This is a genomic window from Actinomycetota bacterium (genome assembly GCA_030019255.1).
GTDB lineage: Bacteria > Actinomycetota > Geothermincolia > Geothermincolales > RBG-13-55-18 > Solincola_A.
Map to the genome: position 1 here is coordinate 1 of JASEFK010000002.1, position 12560 is coordinate 12560.

A 12560-nucleotide genomic window follows, 5' to 3' on the forward strand; every position below is an offset into this window, starting at 1 on the left:
TCGAAACCCTTCTCCTCCACCAAGGCCTGGCGGAGCATGGTCTCCACCCAGACCTCCTTGGACATCCCGGCGGGAATGCGGGTCACGTTCTCGGTGAGGTACTCCCGCACCGCCCCGATGGTCTTCTCCGCCCGCGTCCCCAGGGCTTGGTCCAGGTTGGCGTTGGAGTCGGCATCCACAGCCAGGACCGCCTTTCCCGTGGTGCGCACCAGGTAGTCCACGGTCAGGGCGGAGAAGGTGGTCTTCCCCGTTCCTCCCTTGCCGGAAACAGCGATGACGAAACTCATTCATCCCACCCCCCCGGAGGAAGCGGCCTCTCCCCCGTGGTAGCGTACGTTCCGGTAAACTTCCAGCTTCTCCTTGACCGAGGGGAAGGCGTCCAGGTTGGTATGGGGAAAGAAAAGGGCTGACAGGTAGTGCTCCATGAAGGCCGGGTTCATGGACAACTCCAGGTAGGTCATCTGCCGGGCGATCTCGTTGGCCTTCTCCAGCATGTCCTTGGAGAGGGCGGAGAGGTGGGCCCCCAGCAGGGACCCGTTGCCCACGAACTTCATCTTCTCGAAGCCGATATCCGGGAGGAGCCCTATGTTCACCGCCTTGTCCACCTCCAGGTAACGACCGAAGGCCCCGGCGATGAGCAGCTCGTCGATCATGGACACGTCCATGTCCACCGAGGAGAGGAGTATCTCTATCCCCGCATAGACGGCGGCCTTGGCGCGCATGAGGTTGTCGATGTCCACCTCGGTGATGACGATGTCCCTCCGGGTGGCGGAATCCTCCGCCCGCACCAGCACGTACTCCGCTCCTCCCTCCGTGGCCCGCACCCTGTCGGTGGGGAGGTCGGTGTTTATCTTCCCCTTCTCGTTGATGATGCCGGTCATGAACATTTCCGAGAGGGCGTCGATGAGCCCCGACCCACAGATGCCGATGGGCTTGCGGTTGCCCACGGTGATGATCATGGGCTCGTAATTCCCGGGGTTGATGCGCACCTGTTCGATGGCCCCCCGGGTGGCGCGCATGCCGTGCTTCACCCCGCCCCCCTCGAAGGCCGGGCCGGCGGAGCAGGAGCAGGAGAGCATCCATTCCCGGTTTCCCAGGACCATCTCCCCGTTGGTCCCGATGTCGATGTACAGGGTGAGCTTGTCGGTGTTGAAGATGCCCGAGGCCAGCATGCCGGCCACGATGTCCCCGCCCACGTAGGAGGCCACGCAGGGTATGGCGTACATGTACACCCCGGCGGCGATGCGCAGGCCGATGTCGCTGCACTTTATCCAGGGGAAGAAGGTGGCCGAGGGGATGTAGGGCTCCTCGCGGATGTACTTGGGGTTGAGGCCCAGGAGGAGGTGGGTCATGGTGGTGTTTCCGGCCACCACCAGGTGGGTGATGTTGCAGTACTCGATTCCCGCCTGCTCCACCAGGGTCTTGATGAGATTCCAGATGGTCCCCACCACCACCGACTGCAGCTTGGCCAGCCCGGTGCCGCGGGTGGCGTAGATGATGCGGGTGATCACGTCTTCTCCGAAGGCCACCTGGGCGTTATAATCCGAAGCCCTGGCGGTCACCTTGCCCGTGCGCAGGTCGATAAGCTCGGCGGAGATGGTGGTGGTGCCCACGTCGATGGCAATGGCCGACTGGCGCTCCGTGGTGTCACCCTGCTCGATGCGCACGGCGCGGAGCTCCTCCCCGCTGTCCAGGACGGTCACCGTGATGTCCCAGCCGCTCTGGCGCAGCATGTTCGGGAGCCGCTGCAGGACGGGGTAATCGATGACCACGTTTCGCAACCCGGCCTCCATGGCCAGGCCCCGCTTGACCCGCTCCGCGTCGCTGACGTTGTCGTCCAGGGTGGGGGGCGGGAGGACCAGGTGCACCTTGCGGGTGGAGGGATTGAGCTCCCAGTGGGGAAGCCTCTTCTCCCAGTCCGCCGCGGAAAGGAGATGGCCGTGGGCGGGCTCGGGTTCCTTGCGCTCGAAGATCCTCTTATCACCGATGCGGGACTCGATGGGAATCCTCACCCGGAGGTCGGAGAGGACCCTGGTTTGGCAGGCCAGGGCGTATCCCTGGGCTATTTCCGTCTCGGTGAGCTTGGGGTTGGGCTCCCTCTCCACCTCCCCCTCTTCCACCACCACCCGGCACTTCCCGCAGGACCCGGAGCCCCCGCAGGAGGCGTTGACGTGCACGTCGGCGTCCATGGCCGCCTTGAGGAGGTTCTCTCCCCTGGGAACCACTATGTAGCGGTTGTCAGGAAGGAACAGTACCCTGCAGGTCTCCTCCAAGTGCGGTCCTCCGAGTTATCGTCGGTCCTTTCCGGTTGATGCCCCGGTCCAGCGGACCGGGGCATCGCAAATCCTCACTGTTTTCCTCGGCCTATCAGAACAGGCCCACCGTCCTGCCGTTCTCGTCGATGTCCACGTCCACCGCCGCCGGCCGGCTGGGCAGGCCGGGCATGGTGCGCATGGCCCCGCACAGGGGGTAGAGGAATCCGGCCCCGATGGAGGGGCGGATGTCCACCACAGGGAGGCGGAATCCTTTCGGTACCCCCTTCAGATTGGGGTCGTGGGAGAGGGAAAGGTGGGTCTTGGCCATGCAGATGGGCAGCTTGTCCCAGCCCGCCTCGGTGTACTGCTTTATCTTCTGCTCCGCCAGCGGGCTGTAGTCCACTCCGTCGGCGCCGTAGATCTTGGTGGCGATGGTCTCGATCTTCTTCTTGATGGGCCAGTCCAGCTCGTAGAGGAACTTGAAGTCCTTGGGCTGGTTGCAGGCCTCGACCACCGCCTCGGCAGCCTCCTTGCCGCCCTCGCCGCCCTTGGCCCACACCTCGATGGGCACGCAGGCCACCACGCCGGCCTCCTCGGCCAGCTTCTTCACCAGCTCGATCTCCTTCTCCGTGTCCGTGAGGCGCTTGTTGATGGTCACCACCACCGGCAGGCCGAAGAGCTTCATGTTCTCGATCATCTTGAGGAGGTTACCGGTGCCCTCCTCCAGGGCGGGCATGTTCTCCTTCTTCACCAGCTCCTCGTCGATGGGCTTGCCGGGACGGACCTCAAAGGCACCGCCGTGCATCTTCAGGGCGCGGATGGTGCAGGTGATGACCACGCAGTCCGGGGACTTACCCAGGGCGCGGACCTTTATATTCATCATCTTCTCCGCGCCGCAGTCGGCACCAAAACCGGACTCGGTGACCACGTAGTCGGCGCACTTGAGGGCCACCAAGTCGGCCACCACGGAGTTGTTGCCGTGAGCGATGTTGGCGAAGGGCCCGGCGTGCATGATGCAGGGCTGATGCTCCAGGGTCTGGATAAGGTTAGGCTTGAGGGCTTCCTTGAGGAGTACGGTCATGGCGCCCGCCGCCTTGAGGTCCTCGGCGGTCACCGGCTTGCCGTCGTAGGTATAGGCGACCACGATGCGCCCCAGGCGCTCCCGGAGGTCCCGGAGGTTCTTGGCCAAGGCCAGGATGGCCATGACCTCGGAGGCCACGGTGATGTCGTAACCGGTCTGGCGGGGATACCCGTTCTCGCGGCCTCCCAGGCCGATGACGATGTCCCGCAGGGCGCGGTCGCTGATATCCACCACCCGGCGCCAGGAGATGGTCAGGGGGTCGATGTTCAGGGGATTGCCCAGCAATATGCTGGTGTCGATCATGGCCGCCAGCAGGTTGTTGGCCGCCCCCACGGCGTGGATGTCCCCGGTGAAGTGGAGGTTGAGGTCCTCCATGGGGACCACCTGGGAGTAGCCTCCTCCCGCCGCGCCTCCCTTGATGCCAAACACCGGTCCCAGGGAGGGTTCGCGCAGGGTGAGTATCACGTTCTTGCCGATCTTGCCCAGGGCTTGGGTCAACCCGATGGAGGTCACCGTTTTTCCCTCTCCCAGGGGGGTGGGGGTGATGGCGGTGACGTCGATATATTTAGCGTCCGGGCGGTCCTTCATACGTTCGAGTACCTGTTCGAAGTTGATCTTGGCCTTGTACTTGCCGTAAAGCTCGATCTCGTCCTCCTCCAGCCCCATCTTCTTGGCGATCTCGGTGATGGGGAGCATCTCCGCCGCCTGGGCGATTTCAAGGTCGCTCGGAATCATGCTGCAACTCCTTTCCTCTTCCTCCGGTGACGGTCCCTTCTCCGTTCCCTTGTAGCCTTCCTTTCAACCCTCTTTCCGATTTTAGGCATATTTTTAACCGACGGCTCTCAGCCCCTAAGGCCTGGAGTCCCCGGTGAGTCCTCATCGCGGAAAGCGGTCCCGGTTCTTTTCCTCCCGGACACCGACGGTATTATATCCACTGGTCCCGGCCATTGCAAGGAAGGAAGCGGGCTCGCGGTGAGGGATGCGACGCCCTCCGAGTGCGGTCTCGTGCCGCGTATACGTGCCGCGTATATATCATCCGATAGTGAATATCATCCGGGGGTGATGGAAGGCCGTTCTTTCTCTGGGGTGGCCTCCGATCCCTCGTAGTAGAGGTCCTCCCTCTCCAGGATATCCGCCGGGTAGGCATCCACCATCTCCCATCCCTGCTTCAGGTCCTCTGGGAGGGCGGCGGCGATCATCTCCGCCTGTTCCGCGGGCAGTTCGGCCTTGAGCACGGCCACCACGGCCCTCACCGCCCGGTCCGCCTGGCTCACGGTGTCCAGCCCCGCGGCCTCCTTGACCTTCCTCAGGAACTCCTCCCGCAGCATCCTCATCGCCCCCTCTCTCCGCGGATCCGTCGGGGATGTCTCCTCCTGCACCCGCGACCGCCGCAAATGATCCCCTACTTTAATTCTTTCCGTCATGCTCCCGGGATAATCACTTCCCCACCGTGCCGCCTCCGCCGCCGGTTTCCATGCTCGCCTCCAACCGAGCCGCGCCGGGAGCGGAGGCGATAACCAGACCGATCCCGTATCATCCCTTGCTCATGAATACCCCGGATGATGGGATCCCGGGCGGAAAGGTGCCTCCGGTTCCATAAGCTGTTGGTAAATATCGGTAAATCGAATGCGGCTTATCGATTCCCCGACAGCTCCCGGGCACTTTCGAGCGATGTCCGCCTGGCCCTGATTCAAAGCCGACCCGGGAAAGGAAGCGCCTTCCCGCAGCCGGGCAAGAGCGCGGAGGCCGCCCTTTGACGGGCTTGCCGTACGCCCTTCCCGCTCCTTCCTCGAATCCGGCAAAGAGGCTTTTAGGCTGAGCGCCTGGGGCGCGATCCCCTTTCCCTCGCCACGGCCGTCCAGCCACCGGCTTGGCCCGGGCGCGAGCCGGACGCCGCCGGTCCTCCGGACCTTATCCCCTGGCCGCCACGGGTTCACGTGACTCCCTTCCAGCGGGAGACGATGACCCGGGCCACCTCCTCCTCCCGCCCGAAGAGGAAGTGGTCCGTTCCCTCCAGGAGGTGAAGCTCTCCCCTCAAGCGGGAAGCCAGCTCCTCGAGCTTCTCCCGGGAGGCGAACTGGTCCCGCGCCCCAGCGAGGACGAGTACCTCAGGGGGCAACCTCACCTCCCCGTCTTCCAGAAAATGGAAGAAGTCGAACCCCACCATGGGAGGGCTGATGAGGGCCGCCCGGTGGCAGCGGCCGCTCTTGACCGCCCAGCGCAGGCCCACCCAGGCGCCGAAGGACCATCCGGCCAGGGAGAGGTCCCCGGCGTCCACGTCCTCCCGCTGGACCAGGAAACGGTAGGCCCCCTCCACGTCTTCCGTCTCCCGGAGCCCGCCGGAGGATTCCCCGGCGCTTTCCCCCACCCCCCGGAAGTTGAAGCGCAGGCAGGCCCATCCCTCCCCCACCAGCACCTCGGATATCACCCGGAGGAGGGGTACGTGCATGGAACCTCCCCCTATGGGATGTGGATGGCAGAGGATACAGGCCGGAAAGGGCCCCTCCCCCTCGGGAAGCTCCAGTATCCCTTCCAGCCTCAGCTGCTCCAGGCTTTCGGAATAGAAGGCGATCCTTTCACTTCGCATCTCGGCACCGCCCTTCCTTCCTCTTTCCCCCATCGCCCTTGGTGCACGGTTAAACAGCGGCGGGAACAGCCCGCTCGCTGAAAGCCACTCCGCCCCGCATCGCCGGGGGAAGCAGCGGCCCGTAGTTGGGGGCTTTCCGGCTCGGTACCTTATGACCGATGAGATGCTCCACTCCAAGCCGGTGCACGCTAACCGTACGCCGTGCCCCTTGCCGGCGCTTCACCGAGGTTATCATAACACCGGGTGCCGCTACCCGATCCCCCGTTTTTCCGCTTTGTGGTTTAATAAGCACGTATAGGTGTGTGCTGGAGCACGTATAGGTGTGTGCTGGCAAGGGCCGTGCTCCGGAAGGAGCGGGCCGTGACGGAAACGGGGGAATGATGGACAGCGACGTTATCGTTATCGGGGGCGGATACGCGGGGCTCTCGGCTGGAGCCCTGCTGGCCAAGAAGGGTTACCGGGTGCTGCTCCTGGAGAAATCGAGGTCCCTGGGAGGCAGGGCGGGGTACCAGGAACGCGACGGCTTCCTCCTGGAATACGGCCTGCACGATAACCGCTTCGCCTCGGAGGGGGCGGCGGCAGCCGTCTTCCGCCGCCTGGGCCGGGAGCTCAAGTTCATCGAGCCCGGGGAGCCGGAGCTCTACCGCGACGGGAAATTCCTCCCCCTGCCCAACAACGTGGGGAAGATATTCCGCTCCCCCCTCCTACCTGCGCGGGCCAAGCTCAGCGCCGCCTACTACCTCCTCAGGCTGGTCCTGGGCCGCCCGGAACGCAAGTACCAGCTCTCCCTGGAGGAGCTCACTTCCCGGTGCCGCTCGCCGGAGACCCTGGAGCTCATGCGGGTCCTCTCCGGCATCGGGATCATCGCTCCCGACCTGCGGTACGCCTCCGCCGGAGAGATGGCCGCCTTTCTGCGCAAGGCCCTGCGGGCCAAGGTCAAGGTGGGATATCCCGAGGGAGGGACCCGCCGGATCATCGAGGGCCTGCGGGAGGAGGTGGAGGCCAACGGGCAGATAATGACCTCCACCCAGGTCACCCGGCTGGTCCTGCGCAAGGGCAAGGTCAGCCAGGTGAAGACGGAATCCGCCACCTACTCCGCCCGCGCCGTGGTCAGCGCCATTCCCGTTCAGGGGGTTCCCGATCTTTTCGGGGGAAAGGATCTGCCCATCAAATTCGTGAAGAAGGCCCGGGAACTGGTGCCCACGGCGGGCATTGCCCTGGACCTGGGCCTGAGAGAAAAGGTCAGCGATCGGAGGGGGCTCCTGGTCACCCCCGACCCGGTGACCATGGGGCAGTTCACCTCCAACATCGACCCCTCCACGGCCCCGGAAGGTAAGCAGCTCCTCTCCTGGTTCTATCCCCTTCCCCTGCCCTGGATGAAGAACCCGGACAAGGTGAAGAGGGAGGAGGAGAGGCTGCGGGGGATGCTGGGAAACATGTTCCCCGGGATCTGGGAGGCGGTGGAGTGGGAACGCACCATGCGCCTGAACATGGTGGACGGTTTCCTGCCGCGCCCCGGGCAGACCCGCGAGGACCGGCCGGGCTTCACCCTTCCCGGCCTGGACAACTTCTTCCTCTGCGGGGATACCACCTGCGCGGAGGGCACCGGTGGGGACACGGCCTTCAACTCCGCCCTCCGGGTCTCCGAGCTGGTGGACGAATACCTCCGGGAGGCCAAGGGGAACGAGGAGGAGGGGGAGGGGGAATGAAGAAAGGCGGATTGTCCCCCCTCAACCCGGGAAAGCGGTACTCTTCCGGCCATCCGGTCGCTTGCGCAAGGCGGGTAAAAGCGCGAGTTGTATGAGGGTTTAAATCCGGGAAAGGAGCTCGAGACATGGAAAGACACCCCGACCTGGCCAACGCCGAAGACAGCCTCCTCCTGGTCATCGACCCCCAGGAGAAGCTGGTGCGCATGATCCACAACCGGGAGGAAGTGGTGGGCAACATCTCCCGGCTGCTTCGATTCGCTTCCCTATTCTCCCTGCCGGTGATCCTCACCGAGCATTATCCCCAGGGGCTGGGCTACACCGTGGAGGAGGTCAAGAGGGAACTACCGGAATACCGGCCCCTCCTCAAGCGCATCTTCAGCTGCTTCGGGGTCCCCGATTTCGAGGAGACCGTAAGGCGTGCCGGCAGGAAGCGGCTCCTGGTATGCGGCATCGAGACCCACATCTGCGTCTGCCAGACGGTCCTCGACGCCCTGCACCGCGGCTACCTGGTACAGGTGGTGGCCGACGCGGTAGGCACGCGCCGCTTGGAGGATCACCTCACAGCCCTGGAGAGGATGCGCGGCGCCGGGGCCACGGTCACCACCTCCGAGGCCCTCATCTACGAGATCACCTGCCGGGCCGACGGGGAGGAGTTCAAGAGGGTTCTGGACCTGGTGAAGTGAAGGAAGGTCACGTACCGCTCCTACCGGGAGCGAGTATGAAGGCCGCTTTCCTACTTCCGAGGTACGGACAAGCTTTCTCGAATTCCATGTTGTAGGGGGGAAAGGCCCGTGAGAATCCTGGACCTAGTGAAATGAACCGGAGGCGATTCCGCTACCTGGGCGTTGGGATGGCGGCCGGCTTACTCCTCCTGGGGCTGGGTTTCGGTTTTGGAAATTATTACCTGATAGTCGCGGGCATCATCCTGGTGGGCGGAGCCCTGGCCACCCTTTCCATGCCCCTGCCTCTCCTATGAGTCCGCTCCGGCGGCCCGAGCCCGGGCGAGCTTGGCAAGAATGGCCGGAGGTGCCAGAATATCCACCATGGACCGTGAAGTGGACACCTCGGACCTGCCCCAGGACCACTATCCTCCCCTGGTCCTGACCGGGGAACGCACCCTCCCAGGGGTCCGGGAGGAGAATTACTGGTTCCAGCGCCACCTGGTGGCGTATCGATTCTTGCTCCCCTATGCGGGGGGCAAGCGCGTCCTGGACCTGGGAAGCGGAGAGGGATACGGCACGGATCTCCTGGCCTCCGTTGCCCGGGAAGCGGTGGGGGTGGACCTGGCACCCGAGGCCATCTACCACGCCCGGCGCACCTACCGCCGTCCCAACCTCAGGTTCCTGTACCGGGACATCTACGACCTGGGCCTCGAGGACGGGTCCTTCGATCTAGTCTGTTCCTTGCAAGTGGTGGAGCACCTCCATAACCCGGATCGCTTCATGGAGGAGGCCCGTCGGGTCCTCAAGCCGGGCGGCCTGTGCGTGATTACCACCCCTAACCGCCGGGTTATCTCCCCGGGCCGGGAAACGCCCCTCAATCCCTTCCATATCCGGGAATACGACCACCGCGAGTTCACCGCCTTCATGCGCCGCTATTACCCCCGTTCGGAGGTGAAGGGTATCTTCCACGCCCGGTTCCTCCGCCTCCACGACCGACTGAGCGGCCGCAACTTCTCGCAGTGGTGCCTGGAACTCCCGCCACGCCTGGAGAGGTATTTCTACCGGCCCCTTTTCATCCCCCTCCTGAGCACGAGGGACTTCACGGTCCGCGACCGTTCGCTCGAGGAAGCCCTGGACTTCATAGGCCTGGGATGGAAGGATATGCCGTAAATGGAAAGACGTTCCTTCGCCATCCTCCTGCATTCCCACATGCCCTACGTGCGGCGCGGCGTTGACTGGCCGGTGGGAGAGCAGTGGATACTGGAGGCCTGGGCGGAGTGCTACCTTCCCCTCTGGCAGCTCATCGAGGACATGGCTGCGGGAAGGTGTCCGGGAAAGCTGGCCTTGACCATGACCCCCATCCTCGCCGAGCAGCTGGAGGACGCCTACCTCCAGGAACGCTTCGTGGCCTACCTGAAGAACCGCAGGCGCCAGGCCGAGGAGGAGGTAATGCGCCTGAGTTCCATGGGCGACGAGAGGCGCTCGCGGCTGGCCATCCACTACGCGCGGGAGCTGGAAGACCTGCTGCGCCTCTTCGAGGAGAAATACCGGGGAGGCATGATGTCGGCCCTTCGCCGGGGCATGGAGGCCGGGGTACTGGAGGTTCTGGCCAGCTCGGCCACCCACGCCCACCTTCCCCTCCTCTCCTCGGACGCCTGCCGGGCGGCCCAGGTGGAAATCGGCCTGGAGCAATACTTTCGCTGCTTCGGCCGCCAGCCGGCGGGTTTCTGGCTGCCGGAGTGTTCCTACACACCGCAACTGGACAGGGTCCTGGAGCGCTTCTCGCCTCCCCTGCGCTACGTAGTGCTGGACCACACGGCGCCGGACGGCGCACCACAGCCCGTGCCCACCTGGGAGGCATGCCGCCTGGGGCGTACCTCCCTGGCGGCCTTCCTCCGCGATTCTCTCTCCCATCGGCTGGTGTGGGAACCTGACGGGTATCCTTCCCATGGGGAATACCGGGAATACGTCAAGCGGGACTACCAGGGCCACGGCTTCCAGTACTGGAGGATAACCTCCTCCTCCGCGCGCCTGGAGGACAAGGAGGTCTACGAGCCGGAGGAGGCGTGGGCGCGGGCGCGGGCGGACGCCGAGCATTTCACGGCCCGGATGCGGGAGAGGTGGGACCGACTGGTGAAACCCGAGGGCACGGGCAGACCCCGCCTGGTGCTGGCGGCCTACGACACCGAGCTCTTCGGACACTGGTGGCGCGAGGGCCCCCTCTGGCTGCGAGAGGTGCTGGGCATCCTGGGCCCGGAATGCGAACTCCCGGGGAGGGTGGCGGCCGGACTCCGACCCGAGGGCCTTCCCATCCTCTCCCCCCCATGCACCGCCTGGAACGTGGACGGTACCTTCGCCACCTGGGAGAACGAGGGTACGCGGGACATCTGGGAGGTCACCCGTGTCTCGGAGGAGGCCTTCCTCTCCCGCTTCGGCGGAGACCTGGACGCGGGAAAGAGGAGGGCCCTCCTGCAAGCGGGGCGCGAGCTCCTCCTCATGGAGGCCAGCGACTGGTCCTACATGGTCACCCGGGACACGGCGGCCGGGTATGCCAGGGATCGCTTCTTCACCCATGCTGAGCGGTTCCGGCGCTGCATGGCCATGCTGGACAGCGGCTTGGAGGAGGAAGAGCTCGCCCTGCTGGAGGAGGTGGACAACCCCTTTTCCTGGCTGCGTCCCGGACACTGGGCGGATTATCTGGAATGATTTTCCAGCTCAATTCCGCAGACTTATAAGAACATTTCGGCCTCCGCGCTCACGACCTGAAAACCGCTTCATGGCACGTTTTTCCAAGCTCCGCCCCAGCACTACCCCCCTTCCGCCCCGGAGGCAACAGCCGCCGGGACGGCGTGGCCCCGGGCAACGATTACCAATTACTCCCATTCGTGCGCTTTATTGCCAATGCCCAGGTGGTCTAATAAAATATTTACGCCCTTCTGGAAGGGCGGGCGGAAATGCCGGCGGGACGGCGCCCCGGGAAGGGAGCCGTCACTCGTGTATAAAGGTAGGGGAGATGAAGGTCCTGATCCTCAGCTGGGAATACCCCCCTCGCATCATCGGCGGCCTGGGAACACACGTCCACCAACTGGCGGTGAACCTCGCCCGCCTGGGAATCAACGTCCACGTGGTGACCAAGGACTCGCCCGGGGCGCCGGATTACGAGGAAGCGGAAGGGGTGAAGATCCACCGCGTACCCCTCTATCCACCGGAAATACCGCAGGACGACTGGGTCTCCTGGACCCTGCAGTTCAACGTGGCCCTCCTGGAGAGAACGGTGCCGCTGATCAACGAGAGGATAGGGAGAGTGCACATTCTCCACGCCCACGACTGGTTGGTGGCCCACGCCTCCATAGCCCTCAAGCACGCCTACCGTATCCCCCTGGTGGCTACCATCCACGCCACCGAGTACGGGAGGCACCAGGGCAACCTTCCCGGCCCCATGCAGAGGATAATCCACCAGATCGAGTGGTGGCTGACCTTCGAGAGCGTCCGCACCATCTGCTGCAGCAATTACATGCGCGACGAGGTGGTACGCATCTTCGAGCTTCCCCCGGACAAGGTCACGGTCATCCCCAACGGGATAGAGTACGAGATTTTCAACGTCAACCCGGACCGGGAGCGCATCTTCCGCCAGTTCATCCACCCCGACCGGCGCATGGTCTTCTTCGTGGGCCGCCTGGTCTACGAGAAGGGGGTCCAGACGGTCATCGAGGCCATGCCCATGGTCCTCAAGGAGGTGCCCGACCTGCGCTTCCTGGTGGCCGGCACCGGGCCCCACGCCCGGGCCCTGCAGGCCATGATCGAGGAGCTGGGGCTGGGGGAGAAGATAAAGCTGCTGGGCTTCGTGGACTCCGAGGTGCTGGCCAAGTTCTACAAGTGCGCCGACCTCACCGTGGTGCCCAGCCTCTACGAGCCCTTCGGGATGGTGGTTCTGGAGGCCATGGTCGCCGGGTGCCCGGTCATCGTGGCCGACACCGGGGGCCTCAAGGAAATCGTGGTTCACGAGGAGACCGGGCTGTGCTTCAAGCCCGGCAACCCGGAATCCCTGGCCCAGGCCATGATCCGGGTGCTCAAGGACGAGGAGCTGGCCCGCAGGCTCACCAGCGACGCCCGCCGCTTCATCGGGGAGAAGTACAACTGGGGGCGCATCGCCCGCCAGACGGTGGAGGTTTACGAGCGGTCTATCCGGGAATACGAGTACCGGCCCCGCGTCCTGCACGTCTGTCCTCCCCTCCCCGAGGAACGCGTCCAGGGCGGTTAGACAAT

General features: G+C 64.5%; 11 protein-coding genes. 6 read left to right on the forward strand and 5 right to left on the reverse strand.

All coding sequences use genetic code 11. The features are described 5' to 3' along the window. From QME84_01675 to QME84_01695, 5 genes are all read right to left on the reverse strand, one after another. The coding region (locus tag QME84_01675; protein MDI6872984.1) for an AAA family ATPase at window positions 1-287 on the reverse strand (287 nt) is incomplete at its 3' end. Beyond that, window positions 288-2273, reverse strand: a complete 1986-nt coding sequence (locus QME84_01680; GenBank protein MDI6872985.1) for an ASKHA domain-containing protein — start codon at window positions 2271-2273, stop codon at window positions 288-290. Between the two features lie 94 nt (window positions 2274-2367). After that, window positions 2368-4071 carry a formate--tetrahydrofolate ligase gene (locus QME84_01685; protein MDI6872986.1) on the reverse strand — a complete coding sequence of 568 codons (1704 nt, stop codon included), beginning with the start codon at window positions 4069-4071 and terminating at the stop codon, window positions 2368-2370. 314 nt (window positions 4072-4385) lie between these two features. After that, window positions 4386-4760: a DUF2267 domain-containing protein gene (locus QME84_01690; GenBank protein ID MDI6872987.1), complete on the reverse strand. Its 375-nt coding sequence runs from the start codon at window positions 4758-4760 to the stop codon at window positions 4386-4388. Window positions 4761-5269: 509 nt separating this feature from the next. After that, a complete protein-coding gene (locus tag QME84_01695; protein ID MDI6872988.1) occupies window positions 5270-5923 on the reverse strand; it encodes a CocE/NonD family hydrolase in 654 nt (217 codons plus the stop codon). Window positions 5924-6303: 380 nt separating this feature from the next. Between QME84_01695 and QME84_01700 the strand changes: the two genes are divergently transcribed. The 6 genes from QME84_01700 (at window position 6304) to QME84_01725 (ending at window position 12555) form a co-directional block, all read left to right on the forward strand. After that, window positions 6304-7632 (forward strand): NAD(P)/FAD-dependent oxidoreductase, encoded by a 1329-nt coding sequence (locus QME84_01700; GenBank protein MDI6872989.1) that lies wholly within the window; start codon window positions 6304-6306, stop codon window positions 7630-7632. Window positions 7633-7757: 125 nt separating this feature from the next. Further along, window positions 7758-8315, forward strand: coding sequence for a hydrolase (locus QME84_01705; GenBank protein ID MDI6872990.1), 558 nt, complete (start codon window positions 7758-7760; stop codon window positions 8313-8315). 131 nt (window positions 8316-8446) lie between these two features. After that, window positions 8447-8608: a hypothetical protein gene (locus tag QME84_01710; protein MDI6872991.1), complete on the forward strand. Its 162-nt coding sequence runs from the start codon at window positions 8447-8449 to the stop codon at window positions 8606-8608. Between the two features lie 67 nt (window positions 8609-8675). Further along, a complete protein-coding gene (locus QME84_01715; protein MDI6872992.1) occupies window positions 8676-9464 on the forward strand; it encodes a class I SAM-dependent methyltransferase in 789 nt (262 codons plus the stop codon). Further along, a complete protein-coding gene (locus tag QME84_01720) occupies window positions 9465-11000 on the forward strand; it encodes a DUF1957 domain-containing protein (protein ID MDI6872993.1) in 1536 nt (511 codons plus the stop codon). Window positions 11001-11307: 307 nt separating this feature from the next. Then, a complete protein-coding gene (locus tag QME84_01725) occupies window positions 11308-12555 on the forward strand; it encodes a glycosyltransferase family 4 protein (protein ID MDI6872994.1) in 1248 nt (415 codons plus the stop codon). Window positions 12556-12560: the final 5 nt, after the last annotated feature.